Consider the following 17,706-nt stretch of genomic DNA (forward strand, 5'->3'; position numbering starts at 1 on the left):
TCGACGGCGACGCGCGACGTCGGGTCCTCGCGCAGAAGCGCGTCGAGAATCGTGTCGCTGATCTGGTCAGCGATCTTGTCGGGATGACCCTCGGTCACGGACTCCGAGGTGAACAGGCGGCGAGACATGGCACTCCTCATCGAATGGGGGAGGATTCAGTGAAAGGGGATCCAGATCAGTGGTGGGGCGCGGTGTTGCCTATGGGACGGCCCTTGGCCAAAACGGGGCCTTGCGACAGGGCCTCGGCCGACGGGCCCTGGCCGACGGAACCTTGCGAGGAGCCCTTGGCCGACGGGACCGATCAGGGTGCCCCGGAGCTGCTCATCCGCGGCAGTTCCGGATCATCGGCGTGGGGAGCCCAAGCAACCGTCACCACGGCGCCCAGCACCGAGATCGCGCAACTGATCAACATGACTGCGCCGACTCCCCAGGCTTCGAGTCCCAACGGCACGAGGAAAGTGCCCAGGGCCGCGCCTATCCGGCTCGCCGCAGCGGCGAATCCGATGCCGGTGGCCCTGATCCCCGTGGGGAACACCTCGCTGGGATAGACAGCCTGCAGCACACTCGATCCCGCGTGAAACAGGGCGAAGACGCCGAAGCCGGCCGCGACGACTCCCGGATGTGCCTCATGCCAGAGACCGAGGAGCAGCAGGGCAGCCGCCGTGACACAGAACGGCCACAGGAGCAGAGCGCGTCGCGAGACCCGGTTGATGACGATCATGCCGGCCAGACATCCCGCCATCAGGAAGACGTTGAGCAGCAGCTCGCCTGCCCGTCCGGCCGGTGCGCCCAGCAGATCGAAAACCTGCGGTACGAACGTGGAGACGGCGAAGAAGGGCGTGACCTGGCAGAGCCAGAACAGGCTGACGAACGCCGTGCGCCGGCGATACGCCGGGGTGAACAGCGTGCTGTGCCGGGTGCGTACGGAAAGATCGGCGGGCGGGGGCTGCTCCGCCCCCCGGCCGAGCCAGCGCCGGCTGATCTCCTCGGCTTCCGCCATTCGGCCCTTTCCCGCCAGCCAGGACGGGGACTCCGGGGTGCCCAGGCGCGCGAGCAGCACCACGAGACACGGAACTGCGCTGCTGGCCAGGATCCACCGCCAAGCGGACGGGTCGTCGGTGAAGGAGGTCACGGCGAGGCCGAGCCCGACGGCCATGGTGTAGCCGGCGTACCAGTAGACGATCAAGGAGGCCAGCAGTCGTCCCCGTCGTGCCGGCGGTGCGAACTCGGCAACGAGCGCGCCGGCGATGGCGTAGTCGGCGCCCACGGCAGCCCCCATCACCAAGCGTACGGCCAGCAGTTGCGCGGAGTCCTGGACAACGAGTTGCAGCAGCGAGCCGATGAGAAAGACCACCAGGTCGATGAGGTACATCTTCTGGCGGCCGACCTTGTCCGTGACCCATCCGAAGACCAGCCCGCCGAAGAACAGGCCGATCAGCGACGCGGAGCCGATGAGTCCGGCCCACACCGGGGTGAGCTGCAGGTCGTGGCGGGCGAGCGGGAGCGCCGCGCCGACAACACCCAGCACCCAGCCGTCGCAGGCTTCACCACCGCCGGCGCAGACGGCGATCTTCGTTTCGAACCGGCGGATGCGTGTGGCGTCATCCTTGGCGGGCCCGCTTCCGGAGCTGCGGTCGGGCGCCGAGTGCACTTCCACGGCTGGCACGTACGTTCTCCTCAGTCGCTGACGTCGCGACCGTTGGCGGGCCACGGCTGGTGCGGATCGTGGTGGAGCTCTCCGGGGTGATGCGTGGACAGCGGGATCGCGGTACCCATCTGCGTCATGAGCTCACCACGAGATCCACGGACAAGCCCGCCCTGCTGTGCGCGGCCATGTCGAGCCTTTCGCTCTCGGTCAGTACAGCGGTCTGCAACTGCTTCATCCGGTGCGAAGGTTCGATTCCGAGTTCCCGAGCGAGCGTCCGGCGAAGCCTGTGGTAGATGTTGAGCGAATCCGCGGTCCGACCCGACCTGTAGAGCGCGATCATGTATTGCGCGTGGAAATTCTCGTGCATCGAGTGCCGGGAGACGAGCGTACTCAGCTCCGACAGCAGGCGATGATGCATTCCGAGTCTCAACTCCGCCTCGATGCACTGCTCAAGAAGTGTCATACGAAGATCCTCCAGACCCGCCACATGCACCTCTATGCAAGGCCCCTGCCGAATATCCATGAGCGTGGAACCGGTCCAGAGACCCAGCGCTGCACGAAGTTCGACGGAGATTCCTCGATCGTCACCCGCCCCTTGAGAAATTCCGAATCGGGCGACGTGGGCACTGAGTATGTCCAGATCGATGGAATCCTTTTCGACTTGCAGCAGGTACCCCTGGTGATGGGTTTCCAGAATGCGCTTGCTCTCGGCCGTGGACGGGCCGGCGGGGCCGCCCGCCAGTGCTTGTCGTATCTGGAAGATCCGGGTGTGCACGCTCTGCACCGCACTCCGGGGCGACGCGTCGCCCCACAGCTCCCGCACACAGGTTTCCAGCGTCACCAGAGAGTTCGCGTTGAGCAGCAGGAGCGCCAGCAGCTGCCGGGTCTTGGGGGGCGTCGGGAGCAGAGAGCCGTTGTCATCCGTCAGGGACAGCGGGCCGAGAACTGCGAATTTCATCGAACTCCCTCTCGCGTAAGTACCGGACCGGAGAATCCCGCGGCCAAGGCAGCCCCGTCCGATGGCTGTCCCGTCATGGCTCTCGCCGGGAAACCCGGGAGGACAACGGACCGCACTCTTCCGTGCATTTTCCCCGGCCCATGAGAGAACGCTAGTCACGCCAGGGGTTCGTTCCCAGAATTACCGGCAGACTCTGTCACGTGCGCCCGAATTGCCCCGCTATACGGAGTCATGGAAGCGTTCGATACCGAACGCTAAGCGGATCGTTAGAGCGTTCTGATCCACTGGTCCGGTCCCACCGTCAGAAGATTTCAAAAGAGCACACCGCCACCCCCACATGCCGTCGGAGCACCGCACACAGGACAGGGAGAGACGTCATCATGACGAAGGGCCTGGTCATATTCGACTGTGACGGAGTTCTGGTCGACAGCGAATCACTGAGTGCACGGGTGATGGGGGACATGGTCGCCACCGAGGGTATTGACTTTCCGCCGGAACAGGCATTGGATTTCATTCGGGGCCGCAAGGTCTCCGAATGGGTGGGACAACTGGAGGCCCTGCTGGGCCGGCCACTGCCCGCGGATTTCATCCCGTTGTTCCGAGACAGATGTGCGGAGCTCTTCACGAGCGACCTTCAGCCCATTCCCCGGGTCGGGGAGGTCCTGGAGGGGCTTGAAATCCCCTTCTGCACCGCGTCCAGCGCGCCCCGGGAGAAGATCCTCCATACTCTCGGACTGACCGGCCTCCTCCCCCACTTCCGCGACCGCATCTACAGCGCCTACGAGGTCGGCAGCTGGAAGCCGGACCCCGGACTCTTCCTCCACGCCGCGGCCGACCAAGGTGTGGCCCCCGGGCACTGCGCCGTGGTCGAGGACAGCCTCGTAGGCGTGCGGGCCGGAATCGCGGCCGGCATGAAGGTGTTCGCCTACGTCTCTCCGCACAGCGAGACCTCGTCCGCCCTCGTCTCCGAGGGGGCGACCGCCTTCGGCCGCATGACGGATCTGCCCGGCCTGCTGAGCACGTGGACAGCCGGCCTCCCCCACGCCCGCACCGCTCTGTGACCGGACTCCCTGCCCCACGCGGCGCTGATCCCTCCAGAGAAACTGAGACGGAAAGGCACGATCCGTATGCCGAGTGTTCTTCATGAGCTACAACAGGCCAATGAGTCGACGGAGATCTGGTGGGACTCCTCGCCGCTCGACTTCCCCCGCTGGCGTCGTGAGCAACTGGACAGCGCACCCAACGACGGCACCAGGAGCCGCTGGCAGGAGCAACTGGACCGGTTCCTCTGTCCCACCACGCCCGAACGGTCCCTGGTCCGCGGGATCACCACGAATCCGTCGCTGGTCGCGAAAAGTGTTCTGGCCGCGCCGGAGAGCTGGCGCAGCGACATCCAGGAGCTCATCCGCTACCAACTGACCCCCGGCGTGGAGAGCACCTTCGTGCTCGTGTACGAGGAGGCGCTGCGCCGCGCGGCACGCGAGATGCTGCCGATCTGGCACGCCACCGAAGGAAGGTTCGGCTGGGTGTCCGGGCAACTCGACCCCCGCCACATGCTCGACGCCGATCTCATGCTGGAACAGGCCCTGCGCATCGCCCGCATATGCCCCAACCTCATGATCAAGGTTCCCGGCACGAAGCAGGGATACCAGGTGATCCGGCAGCTCGTGGCGCGCGGCATCTCCATCAACTCCACTCTCTCGTACACGGTCCCTCAGTTCATGGCGTGCACCGAGGCCGTGGAGGCGGGGCTGGCCGAGGCCCGTGCCCACGGCATCGGCACCCGTCGTTGGCGTGCCGTCTTCACTCACATGATCGGCCGGTTCGACGCCAACAACGACCTGCGGTACGAGGCGGCGATCCGCGACATCGAACTCTCGGCCACCGACCTGCGGTGGGCCGGGGTCGCCGTCCTCAAGCGGATCCACCGGCTGATCGCGGAGAACGGGCACCCGGTCAAGCCTCTGCTTTCCAGTCTGGAGGCCGACGAGCCCGGCGCCGGCACTCTGAGCATGCATCTGGAGGAGAGCGCGGGGGGCGCAGTCGCCTACACCTGCAAACCGCAGTTCATAGCGGATCTCATGCGACGCGAGAGCGAACTACCGGTCTTCGACCCTGCCGCCATCGAGCGGGAGGTGCCCGCCGACGTGCTGGAGAAGCTGATGTGGCTTCCCTCCTTCCTACGGGCCTACGACCCTCAGGGCATGGCCCCCGAGGAGTTCGCACACTACGGGCCCTTCGTTTCGACGTACGCCGAAGTCATGTCGAACACACGGAAGTTGATCGACTTCGTCGCCCACCAGTTCCAGACGGCGCTGTCCCCCGCGCGTCCCCTGCTGCTCGTCTGAGCGTTCCACGCCGACAGCGGACGTCCATCCTCGAAGAGAGGTTTCATGCACAAATCCATCGCGCTCTGGAGTCACCCCCGCTCGATGTCGACCGCGTTGGAGCGCTCGTTCATCGAACGTCGCGACTTCCAGGTCTTCCACGAGGCCTTTGCCTACGTGTTCTTCATGCACGAGGAGCGGGCTGCCATCCCGCACAAGAACCCCGACCCGGACCACCCGCTCACCTATCCCGAGATCAAGCAGATGATGGAGGCCGCGCGGCTGGACGGCCCGGTGTTCCACAAGGACTTCCCGTACCACTGCCTCGATCATCTCCTCAAGGACCCCGACTACCTGCTCGGTCAGGTGAACACCTTCCTGATCCGGGATCCCGAGGAAGGTGTCCTCTCCCATGCCACGGTGCACCCCGGGCTCACCCGGGAGGTGCTCGGATACGAGCAGTTGGCCCGGACCTTCGACCTCGTCCGCGACCTGACCGGCACCACACCCGTGGTCATCAACGCGGCGGACCTCGCGGCGAGGCCGGCAGCCACCCTCTCCGCCTACTGCGATGCGGTCGGCATCCCCTTCCTGCCCGAAGCTCTCCGATGGAGCGCCGGCGAGCAGCCGCAGTGGGCAACGTGGAGCGGTTGGCACACGGACGTCGCCGCCAGCAGTGGCGTCGGCATTCCCAAGCGCTCCTACCGCTTCACCTACGAGTCGCGTCCCGAGCTGCGCGCGTTCGAGCAGTTCAGCCGCCCCTTCTACGAGCATCTGGACCAGTTCCGGCTACAGCCGGCCGAGGAGGTAGTCCTGTGAGCGTCACCACCGTGATCGTCACCGGCGGGGCAAGCGGCGTCGGCCGTGCCCTGGTGGGCCGGCTGCTGGACGACGGGAAGACCGTCATCACCTGCGACATCGACGAGCCGGGGCTGAAGTCGCTGGCCGGCCTGCACCACGGACGGGCTCTGGAGACCCACGTCACCGATGTCGCGTCGCACGAGGCGTGCGACGCGTTCATGGACCAGGTCCTCGCCGCGCACCCCGAGGTGGACGGTCTCGTCAACAACGCCGGTCTCTACCTCGGTCAGCCGGTCTGGGAGTACGACGACGCCACCATCGAGCGGGTCATCGCCGTGAACGTCAAGGGCCCCGTATGGCTCTCCCGCCGTTTCGCCGACCATCTGCTGCCCGCCAAGAGGCGAGGCGCCATCGTCAACCTGGCTTCCGTCGCGGGTGAGGTGGGCAGCTCCGACGCCCTCTACGGCACGGTCAAGGCGGGTGTCATCGGCCTCACCAAGTCCAACGCCATGAACTTCGCCCCGTACATCCGGGTCAATGTGGTCTCACCCGGTCTCATCGTCAACACCGCGATCGCCGACCGGATACCGGATTACCGGTACGCCGAGTACAAGCGTCAGGAACAGCTCGACGGCGACATCCTCCCCGAGTACGTGGCCGATGTGTGCGCCTACCTGCTCAGTGACGCGTCCCGGACGCTCACCGGCGCGCTGTTGCGGGCCGACAACGGGTCCTACCCGCGCTGAACCGACCGCGGGTGCGGCTCCGGCGCACCACACGGCGGACACCGGTCCGCCGCCGTCCCCTCTCCGTACGCCATGGAGGCATTCCATGACTTCACCGACCGACCGTCCCGACAAGCCGCTGATCATGCTGCTGGGCATGGGCGACCTGAGTGCCAAGGTGCTCACCATGCTCCTCTCGGACGCTGCGACGAACCGGGTCGTCCTGGCCGGCCGGGACACCGAGATGATCCGCAGGCGCGGCAACCTGGCTCTCTTCACGGCAGCCAACCTCGGTCTGCACGGCTCCGTCGATGTCGCCCACATCGATCTCCGTGATGTCGACTCCACCGCCGAGACTCTCGCGAAGGTCCGCCCCGACATCATCTTCATGGGCGCCTCTCTCCAGTCCTGGCGCGTCATCACAGCCCTGCCGAAGGCCACGTTCGAGAGTCTCGACGAAGCCCAGTTCGGTCCCTGGCTGCCCATGCACCTGACCCTCAACCACCTGCTGATGCAGGCGGTACGGAAATCGGGGGCGGACACCAGGGTGGTGAACGCCTCGTTCCCCGACGCCGTCGGTCCGGTCCTCGGCAAGGTGGGGCTGGCCCCCACGATCGGCGTCGGCAACGTGGCCAACATCGTTCCCGCACTGACCCTCGGCGCTGCTCACCTGCTCGACGCACACCCCTCGCAGGTCGAACTGCGGCTCACCGCACAGCACTATTTCAGCCACTACGTGCCGCGCTTCGGTGACGCCGGGAAGGGCGCCTACCACCTCTCAGCGGCCTTGTCGGGACATGCCGGCACCGCGGAGCTGGATCACGTCGCCCTCTTCGCCCAGCTCGACAACCGGCTCAAGCGGATCGGCGGAGTCGACGGCCAGCTGCTGACCGCCTCGTCCGCCGTACGCGTACTCAGGGGCATGGCCACCGACAGTGGCGTGCTCGCACACGCCCCCGCACCGGGTGGCCTGCCGGGCGGGTACCCGGTTCGCGTCCATCGTGACGGCGGCACCCTCGACCTGCCCGAGGGGCTGGACCGCGAAGAGGCCGTCCGGATCAACGAGGAGTGCCAGCGAGCCGACGGCATCGACCGCATCGACGACGACGGAACAGTGCACTTCGCCGCGCCGGAGATGGCTGTCATGAAGCGTCTGCTCGGCTACGAGTGCACCAGCATGAAGCTCGGCGACGCCGGTGAATGGGCCGAGGAGCTCGCCGCGAAGTACGCGGCGTTCGCGGACACATTCCGATGAGCTCGTGCCGTACGTCGCACACCGGCATCGCACCCGTATGAATCCGGGCCCACACCCACCGCCGGGTTCGCCCAGCCGCGGCCCGTCGCCCTCCCCAGCCGGGCCGCATCCGATCCGACCAACACCGCTCAGAGCTGGAGGACCACCATGACCACTCCCGCCACACACACCGGCCACCGGTCATCTGCCGACGGGCGGCTGCCCTCTCCGTCCGCCCCCGGCCCGCAGGTTCCGGCTCACGAACGTCCCACCGCCTCGGAGGACTTCGAAGGCCAGTACATCCCCACCCTGGTGGAGCTGTGGGACCAGCTGATCGACTGGGACCGGCGCCGGGCCGGCGAACAGGACTTCTTCACCGAACTCCTGCACGGCGTCGAGGCCCGGCATGTGCTGGACGTCGCCGCCGGCACCGGCTACCACGCGGTCACCCTCGCACAGGCCGGATTCGACATCACCGCCGCCGACGGCAGCGCCCGGATGGTCGAGCACACCCGGCTCAACGCCGCACGGCACGGCCAGACCTTCGACATCCTGCAGGCCGACTGGCGCAGTCTCCGCCGTCACGTGGCCCGCCGCTACGACGCGATCGTGTGCCTGGGCAGCTCTTTCCCGCACCTGTTCCAGGAAGAGGATCGCAGGGCGGTGCTCAAGGAGTTCTACGAGGCCCTGAACCCGGGTGGTGTCCTCATCGTCGACCACCGGAATTTCGACGCCATCCGCCGCCACCAGTATCAGAGCACCGGCAATTACTACTACTGCGGAACCGGCGCAACCGTCAGCGTCGCCTACGTCGACGCGGAACTGTGCCGGTTCCAGTACAACTTCCAGGACGGCACTACCCATCACCTGGATGTCTATCCCATTCTCGCGGCTGAGCTCTCCGGCCTGCTGATCGAATCCGGATTCGACACCATCCAGACCTTCGGCGACTTCCAGGAGTCCTTCGACATGGACGATGTCGACTTCGTCATCCAAGTGGCCCGTAAACCCTGAGGGCATCGGGAGGGGCGTCACGCACATCAAAGCCTGCCGCAGCACGAGTTCTCGACAGGCGGAAGCACGGCAGCCAGAAAGGCCACAACGGCAGTGAATACCAAGAAAACCAAAAGCCCGCAATCCTCTCAGCGGTTCTCCCCGGTCGCTGGATTCGTCATCACCGCACTGCTGACCAGCTTCGTGGCGGCCACCTACGGATTCGGTTTCTACCTCTTCGCGCAACTCGTCACCGACATGCGCAAAGACCTCGGATTCGACTACACGGTGGTCGGCACCATCACCGCCGCCGGCCAGTTCGGATTTCTGGTGTTCGCCCTGCTCGGGACGTGGCTCTCCACCCGCATCGGCGGCGGCCAGGTGACGATCGGCTCGGTGGCCCTGTGCAGCCTGTGCCTGATCCTGATTCCGACGACCGACAGCATCGTCGTGATCGCGATTCTGCTGACCATCATGGGTGGTACGGCAGCCTCCGTGTACGTACCACTCGTCGAGATCGTCGGCCGGGTCATCGACTACCGGCACCGCGGCAAGGTCCTCGGTCTGGTCTCCAGTGGCACCAGCTACGGAGTCGTCGTCAACAGCATGCTGGTTCCGAGCTTCGTCCAGAACGACAACTGGCGAGGCCTGTGGTACTCGGTGGGATTCGGCACCCTCATGGTGACCGCGGTGGCCACCATGACCTTCTTCCGCCTCGGCCTCTTCCGTTCCGCGGCGGAAGAGGGTCCGGCGGCGGCGGACAGCGACGGCAGGCCCACGGACGCGGGTTCCTCCGGGGCCGAGAACGCGGCCGAGAACGCGGCCGAGGACGGCGCCCACGACACCAGCGCCCGCGCCGGCTGGCGCATGGTGCTGGTGCGATGGGTGGTCATCGTCTGGATCATCAAGTTCCTCAACGGATTCGCCTGCATGCCGTTCCAGAACTATCTCTCGCCCTATCTGCGCGAAGGTCTGGGATTTGACATCGACTTCGCCGCGCAGGTCTGGGGGACCATCGGAATCATCGGTATGTTCGCCGGATTCGCCGTCGGCTGGCTCTCCGACCGCATCGGCGTTCGCGCATCCCTCGTCCTCTGCTACACGCTCTTCTTCACTTCTTCGCTCCTGCTCGCCGTGGCACCCTTCGGATTCCTGCCCATGGTGTCCGGCGTCCTCTTCGCTCTCGCGTTCTACCCGATCTACGGTCTGGTGCCCGCCTACGTTTCGAAATCGGCGTCCGGTGCGGCGGCCACCGTCATCTTCGGAGTCACGAACGTGACACAGGGGGTCGGCGGAATCGCCGGAAATTACACCGCAGGAATCCTGAAGAACATCACCGGCGATTTCATGTGGTACTACGTCGTCGTAGCGGTGGTGGCGGTGGTTCTCGGCTTCCTCACCCTGCAACTCCCCCGCGAGGGGTCTGCGGAGAGCGCGCTGGACGGGAAGGCTCCCGCCATGAACCCCCACAAAGAAGCTTCACCGTCCGTCAGTTGACATCTCCAGCACGGCCGACGCCCCCGCAACGGAAGGTTACCGATGGTAAACCAAGTGTTCTGCACCTGCCGGCCAGGTGCCACGGTATGGCTGACGGGCCTGCCCAGCGCGGGCAAGACCACCCTGGCGACAGCGCTCGCCGGGACGTTGCGCGCCGAAGGCCGCCGAGTGGAGGTGCTGGACGGCGACGAGATCCGCACGTTCCTGTCGGAGGGGCTCGGTTTCACCCGCGAGGACCGGCACGCCAACGTGCAGCGGATCGGCATGGTGGCCGAGGTCCTGGCGCGCAACGGAATCACCGCGATCGTCCCCGTCATCGCACCGTATGCCGACAGCCGGGAGGCTGTGCGCAAGCGCCATTCGGCCAGCGATACGCCCTACCTTGAGGTGCATGTGGCAACTCCGGTCGAGGTGTGCTCGCTGCGCGATGTGAAGGGCCTGTACGCACAGCAGGCAGCCGGCGAAATATCCGGCCTGACCGGAGTCGACGATCCCTACGAGGCGCCGGTCACCCCCGACCTGCGTATCGAGACCCACACCCAGTCCATCGACGAGTCCACCGCGGCCCTGCGCGCGCTGCTCACCGAGAGGGGTCTGGTATGACGACTGCCGCCGAGGGCCTGGACGGCCCCTTCGCGCTCAGCCACCTGGACTCACTCGAGTCGGAGGCTGTGCACATCTTCCGTGAGGTCGCGGGCGAGTTCGAGCGACCGGTGGTCCTCTTCTCCGGTGGCAAGGACTCCATCGTGATGCTCCACCTCGCCCTCAAAGCCTTCGCTCCCGCCGCCATTCCCTTCTCCCTCCTGCATGTGGATACCGGCCACAACTTCCCCGAGGTACTCGCCTACCGGGACCACGCGGTGGAACGGCACGGGTTACGTCTGCACATCGCCTCCGTGCAGGAGTACATAGACCGCGGAGTCCTGCGTGAACGTCCCGACGGAACCCGCAACCCCCTCCAGACACTCCCTCTGACCGAAAAGATCCAGTCCGAACGGTTCGACGCGGTGTTCGGCGGTGGCCGCCGCGACGAGGAGAAGGCCCGGGCCAAGGAGCGCGTGTTCAGCCTGCGCGACGCGTTCTCCCAGTGGGACCCTCGCCGGCAGCGCCCCGAACTGTGGCAGCTCTACAACGGCCGCCACGCCCCCGGCGAGCATGTCCGCGTGTTCCCCCTGTCGAACTGGACCGAGTTGGATGTGTGGCAGTACATCGCCCGCGAAAAGATCGAACTCCCCGAGATCTACTACGCTCATGAGCGCGAGGTGTTCTCCCGCGGCGGTATGTGGCTCACCCCGGGCGAATGGGGCGGTCCCACGGGGTCCGAACCGGTCGAGACGCGCCTGGTCCGCTACCGCACCGTCGGCGACATGTCCTGCACCGGGGCGGTCGATTCCGACGCTGCCACCCTGGACGCCGTCATCGCCGAGATCGCCGCGTCCAGGCTCACCGAGCGGGGCGCCACCCGCGCCGACGACAAGATGTCCGAATCCGCGATGGAAGACCGCAAGCGCGAGGGGTACTTCTGACCATGGCCATCGACACACTACGTTTCGCGACCGCGGGCTCCGTCGACGACGGCAAGTCCACCCTTGTCGGACGTCTTCTGCACGACTCGAAGTCGGTCCTGGCAGACCAGTTGGAGGCCGTCGAGCACGTATCCCGCAACCGCGGTCAGGACGTACCCGACCTGGCACTCCTCACCGACGGCCTGCGCGCCGAACGCGAGCAGGGCATCACCATCGACGTCGCCTACCGCTACTTCGCCACCGCGCGCCGACGGTTCATACTGGCCGACACTCCTGGCCACGTGGAGTACACCCGGAACATGGTCACGGGTGCGTCAACGGCCGAACTCGCCATCGTTCTCGTCGATGCCCGCAACGGTGTCGTCGAACAGACCCGACGCCATGCGGCGATCGCCGCCCTGTTGCGTGTTCCGCACGTCGTCCTCGCCGCGAACAAGATGGATCTGGTCGACTACGCCGAACCCGTATTCGCGGAGATCGCCGGGGAGTTCAGCGCCTACGCCTCCCAGTTGGGCATTCCGGGAGTCACCGCGATACCCATCTCAGCACTCGCCGGGGACAACGTGGTCGAACCCTCTGCCCATATGGACTGGTACGGCGGTCCCACCGTTCTGGAGCACCTGGAGGCGGTATCGGTCTCCCCTCGCGGGACCGCCGCCCACGCACGTCTTCCCGTCCAGTACGTGATTCGCCCGCAGTCCGTCAGCCACCCCGACTACCGGGGCTACGCCGGCCAGATCGCCACCGGTGCCTTCCGCGTCGGCGAACAGATCACCGTACTGCCATCGGGCCGGACCAGCACCATCGAGAGCATCGACGCACTCGGCGAGGCCGTCGAGGTCGCAAGGGCGCCGCAGTCGGTCACCGTGCGGATCCGTGACGACATCGACATCGCCCGGGGCGATCTCATTGCTCCGCTCGGCTCGGCGCCTGCCCTTTCGCAGGAAGTCACCGGCCTTGTCTGCCACGTAGCCGACCAGCCGCTCTCCGTGGGACAGCGGGTACTGCTCAAACACACCACGCGAACGGTCAAGGCGATCGTGAAGGAGATTCCGTCCCGGCTCACCCTGAACGACCTTTCCCGGCACCCGGCGCCCGGACAGCTCGTCGCCAACGACATCGGGCAGGTCGTGGTGCACACGGCAGAACCCGTCGCGCTCGACGCGTACGCCGACTCCCGGCTCACCGGGTCCTTCCTCCTCATCGACCCGGCCGACGGCACCACCCTCGCCGCCGGCATGGCAGAAGCACCCGGAACACCGTGAACAACCCGTCGCGGCGGTACTTCCGCTGAGGCGATCCGGGCGGCCCCACTCCGGAGCTGCGCGGTCGTGGCCCGGACCTCCTCAGCCGCCACCCGCACCGGACGCTCGGCCGGCAAACCCGGCCGAGCGTCCGGTGCGGGTGCTGGAACCTGTGCCCAACCGCCTTGCACGACAGGGTTGTTGTACGTCAGTGGCAGTGCTTCAGAAAGGCGGTGAGAGCGTTCGTCAGTTCGGCGAGTGCGTCTTCCTGGACGAGATGGCCTGATCCGGCGATCGGTTCGAATCGTGCGCCCGGGATGCGCCCCACGAGCTCGCGCCCCTTCTCCAGGGGGATCCAGGTGTCGTCCTGGCCCCAGCAAACCAGTGTCGGAACGTCGATCTCACCGTACTTGCCCTGGATCTCGTCGGTGTAGCGCTGATCGGCCTGGGCGATCTGCCGGTAGAAGGCCGCCTGGCCGATTTCATCGGTCCAGGGCCGGACGAGCTCGTCGAGGACAGCGGGGGCCAGGCCGGGACTGCTTGCCGAACTCACGTACTCACGCACCAAAGCGCGATGCAGAGCGGGCGGCAGTTGCTCGAAGACCTCTGAGTGCTGTCCGACAAGCCGGAAGAAGGGCGACCCCCAGGGCGCCAGTGCGACCGGGTCGACCAGAGTCAGCGCCCGGTAGCGGATGCCGTGCAGCAGATGCGCCCGCAAGGCCACGGCGCCGCCGAAGTCGTGTGCGACCACCAGGGGTTCCTTCAGACCCCAGTGATTCAGAAGCTCCGTGAAGACCCGGCCCTGCGCAGCGAGGGACACATCTTGGCCGGCGGACTTCTCCGACATCCCGTAGCCGGGCATGTCCCACACGAACACCTGGTGGTGGTGGGCAAGCGAGCGGGCAATGGAACGCCAGACGTACGAGGAAAAAGGGGTCCCGTGCAGAAGGACGACCGGCTCTTTGCCGGGTTGGCCTAAACGTGCCCAGTGAACGTGCCCAGACGTGCTTCGGAACACCTCGGGCAAGTGCCAGTCGGTCACGGTTGCTCCTCTCTGTTGTGCCTCCACCCCAAGGCCGTCATCACCGAAGGGTTTCGAGCAGATCCGCCCCAGTAGGGTCAGAATATTTCCGAATGGGAAGTTCACCCTATTATGGGCGACGGGCAGACGATGCCATGGAGAGCTTCTCATCAGAGATGCCGTGTGGTCGTTTTCCCGACAGTGGGGACGGAGGTTTGACGATCACTCACCCCCTCCACGCCATCCAACTCCACGTACGGCTCAACGTCCGCCTCGCAACGCGGACACGGCCATGCGCGCGGTCACGCCCCACCGGCGCGATTCTGGACCCAGGACCTTCGGCCCGTCCGGGCCGCCCGCCCGGGCCGGCACCCGGGCTGTGGATACCCGGCGTTGGCCACCCAACCCGCGACAGAACCACAGGTCAGGCGTCTCCCCAGGTCACAGGGGGTGGCGTAACACCGGCGAAACACGGGGGCGGGTACGGTCTGCGACTCCGGACAGGGTGGACGGGCGGATCCGGTGAACCCGGTCCGCCCATCCCGCTCCCGGCGTCAGCCGGGGAGCTTGGCGGTGACGACCTTCACCGAGCCGCCGTCCGTCCTGTCCGTGGCGTAGAAGGCGACCTCACCGCGGTTGTTCACCCCGATGTCCTCGGTCGGCGCCCAGTGCTTGGCGTCCACCATGGCCGCAAGGTCGTACATCCGGCCCTGCGGGTCCCACACCACCGCGGTGGGGACGTCGGGCTGCAGCTCGGCGGTGCCGACGATCCAGCCCGCCTCGTTGACCGCGAGGGCGTCCGCGTTGAAACCGAAGTCGGGCAGCCGGGTCATGGTGCCGCCCTTCTTCATGACGAACGCGTCGTGGCCGCTGGTGCCGACGACGGTGCCGACCTCGCTGATGTCCCGCGCGAAGCTGTCGGCCATGCCCGGAAGCGTCCCGAGGTCGGTGATGGTGCCGTCCGGGTCCCACTCGACCGCCCTGCGCCCACCGTCCTTGCGGGAGTGACCGACGACCACGCCCGCGTTGTTCACGGCCGCGTGGCCCTCGCGGGCACCTGCGTTGTCGAGTGCGGTGACACCGGTCGCCGCGTCCCAGCGGATCGGCTGGGAGCGGCCGGCCGTCTGCTTGGATCCCACGACCCGGCCGTGGTCGTCGAGGCCGAAGGCGATGGCGGGACCGAACTCCCCGGTGACCTCGGCCTTCGGCTGGGTGACCGCACCGATCAGGACGTCGGAGCTGACGATGACCGTGTTGTCGTCGGTGACCAGGGAGAAACCGCCCACCAGGCGACGGCCGGCGGGCGGCCGGGTGTCGGGGACGATCCGGCCCCGGATGTCCAGCGCTGCTCCGGACCTGAGGTCGACGGGAGTGTCGTCCTCCACTGTCGTGGAGCCGAGCGAATCGGCGAACAACGTGTCCTGGATGTCGAATTCCGTGCTCCCGGAGGGCACACTCACCCCGGCGATGTAGAGCAGGTAGTAGCCGGGGGCGGGCCTGTCGACGGCGATCGTCTCCTCGGAACCGCCGTTGGTCGAAGAGCCGACCACCACACCGCCCTGGGATACCAGGAACAGGTCCAGGTCGGCCTTCGGGTCGGAGGCGTTGCCCATGGACACCTCGAAGCGTGAGGCGTCGCGCGGCACGGCGATCTGCTTGCCGGTCATCTGCTGGTCGGCGAGCGTGGGGCGCTCCTGCGCCAGGGCGCCCAGGGCACCGCCGGCCGCGTGTGCGCGGACGGGCGCGAAGCCGTTGACGGCGGTGACGTCGCGCTCCAGCGGAGCATGCAGTGCCGCCTCGGCGACCACGGCGGACGGCGGGTCGACGGTCGCGCCCTGGACGGTCGTGGTCAGCCGGCAGGGGTTCTCCAGAAGGGGTGACGTGCGTCGGCTCTCCACCTCGAACTCCCAGACACCGGGCATCGGATGCTCGTACACCCGGGTCGTGGGGTCGCACTCCTTCTCGTCGGAGTAGTGGGTGTAGCAGCGGCCGGCCGCGGTGTCGTCGGCCGGCATGCCCTGCGGGTCGACCGCAAGGAAGCGCGTCTGGGAGCCTTCGGCGATACGGGACAGGTCGACGCGCACCGCGGCAGCCCCCTTCGGGACGCTGACGAACACCGAACGGGTCCGATTGCGCACGGCGTCGCCCGACGCGGTGACGCGGTAGGCGGGGCTGCTGGGACGTTCCGCGACGACGACGGTGACGAGCACCATGCGGTCGATGCCGGGCGTGGCCGGATCGTCGACGCGCAGCACGGCGGAGTGGGCGCCCGTGGTCCTGGCACGTGCGCGGACCGGCACGGTCGTGGTGTCGCCCTGCCGCAGACGGACGCGCTTCGGCGCGTCGAAGGTGCCGTCGTTGCCGAGCCAGGACAGTTCGGTGAGGGTGCTGCCCTCACCGGTCCGGGTGAGCCGGACGTCGTAGGTGCGGGACTTGCCCGTGACCTGGCCGCCGTCCTCGGGCGCACAGCGGTTGTAGACGCCCTCCCCGCTGTCCGGGGTGACGAGCATTCCGGACAGCGCGCCGCAGACCGGTGCCTCGACGTCGTAGGCGGTGGGCCCGGTCGGCCTGCCGCGGCCCTTGCCCGCGGCAAGGGTCTTCCAGGCGGCGGGTACGGAGAGGAGACCGGCTCCCTGGGCGTACGCGGGTTCGTCGTCGAGGAAGCGTGCGGAGCCCGTCAGCGCGGCGCGCAGGGCGGCCGGGGTGACGCCCTCGCGTCCGGTCGCGGCGGCTGCGGAGAGCATCAGGGCGGCGTCACCGGTGGCCATCGGGGAGGCCATCGAGGTGCCGTTGAACAGGGCGTACCCGGGGGGAAGTTCATAGCCGGCCTGAGGGACGGGCGAGCCGGGCAGCCAGGTCGGTATGGAGGAGACGGCGGCGCCGGGCGCGAGAAGGGCCGGCTTCATGCCGCCGTCCTCACGGGGTCGGTGGCGGTGACCCAGTCGGCGATCTTCGGGGCGCCGGTCGTGGTGGTCCGCAGCGCCGGGTGGCCCGGGTCCACGCCGGTGTCGAGGATTCCGACGGTGACGCCGCGGCCGTCCCAGGTGGGGTGGTCCTTGACGAAGTCGACCGCTCCGGTGTCCGCGGTCGGCAGGTACGGGTTGGCGGCCGGGGTTCCCTTGCCGGGGGCGGGCGCGGTCTTCGCGGGCGCGGTCTTCGCGGGCGCGGTCTTCGCGGGCGCGGTCTTCGCGGGCGCGGGGTCCTTGCGGTCGGCCGCCGTGACGGGAGACGGGTCCGGCAGCTCGAACGTCTCGCTGAGGTCGATCGCCGTGACGCTGCCGAGCGCCGCCAGCTTCTCCGCCTTCTCCGTCGGCACGGTGGCGCGTACGTAGCCGAGCCGGTCGTCGGCGGTGGCGACGTGCCCGCCCAGGCCGGTGATGTCGGCACGGAGTTGCCCGGTGCGGCCCTTCGGCGCGGCGAGCAGGACGGTGATTGTCTTCTTCTTGCCCGACCGCGCCTTCTCCAGCAGGGTGCGGTCGTGGGAACCCAGCTTGTCGTGCCGGGCGTCCTTGGGTACGTCGGCCTTCCGGGCCCCGAGCGGGTGCGGGATCTTCGCGGTCGGCGCGGGTTGCGCGGCCTGGGCGAGCGGGCCGGACAGACTCAGCAGGGAGCCGGCCAGGGTGGCCGTGAGGGCGACGGCGGCAAGCCTTCGCCCTCGGGAGGTGGTGGGTGGTCGCACGGTCCCTCTTTCGGTCGGTTGCGTCCCGAAAGATCTATGGGACGAGGCCGGGC

The 17,706-nt window shown here is 67.5% G+C and carries 16 protein-coding genes; 10 read left to right on the top strand and 6 right to left on the bottom strand.

The window, feature by feature from the left end:
- From ACZ4LX_RS35080 to ACZ4LX_RS35090, 3 genes are all read right to left on the bottom strand, one after another.
- Nucleotides 1–128: S-adenosylmethionine synthetase N-terminal domain-containing protein (locus ACZ4LX_RS35080; RefSeq protein ID WP_279617324.1), on the bottom strand; the 128-nt coding region annotated here is incomplete at its 3' end.
- Between the two features lie 173 nt (nucleotides 129–301).
- Nucleotides 302–1,666 carry an MFS transporter gene (locus tag ACZ4LX_RS35085; protein ID WP_467651044.1) on the bottom strand — a complete coding sequence of 455 codons (1,365 nt, stop codon included), beginning with the start codon at nucleotides 1,664–1,666 and terminating at the stop codon, nucleotides 302–304.
- A gap of 115 nt (nucleotides 1,667–1,781) precedes the next feature.
- Nucleotides 1,782–2,606, bottom strand: a complete 825-nt coding sequence (locus ACZ4LX_RS35090; protein WP_467651045.1) for an AfsR/SARP family transcriptional regulator — start codon at nucleotides 2,604–2,606, stop codon at nucleotides 1,782–1,784.
- Nucleotides 2,607–2,986: 380 nt separating this feature from the next.
- Here ACZ4LX_RS35090 and ACZ4LX_RS35095 point away from each other — a divergent pair, with 380 nt between their 5' ends.
- The 10 genes from ACZ4LX_RS35095 to ACZ4LX_RS35140 all read left to right on the top strand — a co-directional run bounded on the left by ACZ4LX_RS35095 (nucleotide 2,987) and on the right by ACZ4LX_RS35140 (nucleotide 12,974).
- The gene (locus ACZ4LX_RS35095; RefSeq protein WP_467651046.1) at nucleotides 2,987–3,667 is read left to right on the top strand and encodes an HAD-IA family hydrolase; all 681 of its coding nucleotides are present in this window, start codon (nucleotides 2,987–2,989) and stop codon (nucleotides 3,665–3,667) included.
- A gap of 66 nt (nucleotides 3,668–3,733) precedes the next feature.
- The gene (locus tag ACZ4LX_RS35100; protein ID WP_467651047.1) at nucleotides 3,734–4,954 is read left to right on the top strand and encodes a transaldolase family protein; all 1,221 of its coding nucleotides are present in this window, start codon (nucleotides 3,734–3,736) and stop codon (nucleotides 4,952–4,954) included.
- A 45-nt stretch (nucleotides 4,955–4,999) separates the two neighbouring features.
- Nucleotides 5,000–5,752, top strand: a complete 753-nt coding sequence (locus tag ACZ4LX_RS35105) for a sulfotransferase-like domain-containing protein (RefSeq protein ID WP_467651048.1) — start codon at nucleotides 5,000–5,002, stop codon at nucleotides 5,750–5,752.
- The gene (locus tag ACZ4LX_RS35110) at nucleotides 5,749–6,480 is read left to right on the top strand and encodes an SDR family NAD(P)-dependent oxidoreductase (RefSeq protein WP_467651049.1); all 732 of its coding nucleotides are present in this window, start codon (nucleotides 5,749–5,751) and stop codon (nucleotides 6,478–6,480) included. Before ACZ4LX_RS35105 ends, ACZ4LX_RS35110 begins: the two co-directional genes overlap by 4 nt.
- A gap of 85 nt (nucleotides 6,481–6,565) precedes the next feature.
- Nucleotides 6,566–7,714: a hypothetical protein gene (locus ACZ4LX_RS35115; RefSeq protein WP_467651050.1), complete on the top strand. Its 1,149-nt coding sequence runs from the start codon at nucleotides 6,566–6,568 to the stop codon at nucleotides 7,712–7,714.
- A 147-nt stretch (nucleotides 7,715–7,861) separates the two neighbouring features.
- Complete coding sequence (locus tag ACZ4LX_RS35120; RefSeq protein WP_467651051.1) at nucleotides 7,862–8,707, top strand: class I SAM-dependent methyltransferase; 846 nt, start codon at nucleotides 7,862–7,864, stop codon at nucleotides 8,705–8,707.
- A gap of 93 nt (nucleotides 8,708–8,800) precedes the next feature.
- Nucleotides 8,801–10,183, top strand: a complete 1,383-nt coding sequence (locus tag ACZ4LX_RS35125; protein ID WP_467651052.1) for an MFS transporter — start codon at nucleotides 8,801–8,803, stop codon at nucleotides 10,181–10,183.
- A gap of 42 nt (nucleotides 10,184–10,225) precedes the next feature.
- Nucleotides 10,226–10,786, top strand: a complete 561-nt coding sequence (cysC, locus tag ACZ4LX_RS35130; protein WP_467651053.1) for an adenylyl-sulfate kinase — start codon at nucleotides 10,226–10,228, stop codon at nucleotides 10,784–10,786.
- Nucleotides 10,783–11,709 carry a sulfate adenylyltransferase subunit CysD gene (gene cysD / locus ACZ4LX_RS35135; RefSeq protein ID WP_467651054.1) on the top strand — a complete coding sequence of 309 codons (927 nt, stop codon included), beginning with the start codon at nucleotides 10,783–10,785 and terminating at the stop codon, nucleotides 11,707–11,709. Before cysC ends, cysD begins: the two co-directional genes overlap by 4 nt.
- 2 nt (nucleotides 11,710–11,711) lie before the next feature.
- Nucleotides 11,712–12,974, top strand: coding sequence for a sulfate adenylyltransferase subunit 1 (locus ACZ4LX_RS35140; protein WP_467651055.1), 1,263 nt, complete (start codon nucleotides 11,712–11,714; stop codon nucleotides 12,972–12,974).
- Nucleotides 12,975–13,161: 187 nt separating this feature from the next.
- Here the strand turns inward: ACZ4LX_RS35140 and ACZ4LX_RS35145 are convergent, their stop codons facing one another.
- The 3 genes from ACZ4LX_RS35145 to ACZ4LX_RS35155 all read right to left on the bottom strand — a co-directional run bounded on the left by ACZ4LX_RS35145 (nucleotide 13,162) and on the right by ACZ4LX_RS35155 (nucleotide 17,653).
- Nucleotides 13,162–13,995, bottom strand: coding sequence for an alpha/beta fold hydrolase (locus ACZ4LX_RS35145; protein ID WP_467651056.1), 834 nt, complete (start codon nucleotides 13,993–13,995; stop codon nucleotides 13,162–13,164).
- 533 nt (nucleotides 13,996–14,528) lie between these two features.
- Nucleotides 14,529–16,880 carry a S8 family serine peptidase gene (locus tag ACZ4LX_RS35150; RefSeq protein WP_467651057.1) on the bottom strand — a complete coding sequence of 784 codons (2,352 nt, stop codon included), beginning with the start codon at nucleotides 16,878–16,880 and terminating at the stop codon, nucleotides 14,529–14,531.
- Nucleotides 16,877–17,653, bottom strand: a complete 777-nt coding sequence (locus tag ACZ4LX_RS35155) for a hypothetical protein (RefSeq protein WP_467651058.1) — start codon at nucleotides 17,651–17,653, stop codon at nucleotides 16,877–16,879. The genes ACZ4LX_RS35150 and ACZ4LX_RS35155 overlap by 4 nt, the downstream gene beginning before the upstream one ends.
- Nucleotides 17,654–17,706 lie beyond the last annotated feature (53 nt).

Source organism: Streptomyces sp. NPDC026062 (assembly GCF_055568375.1).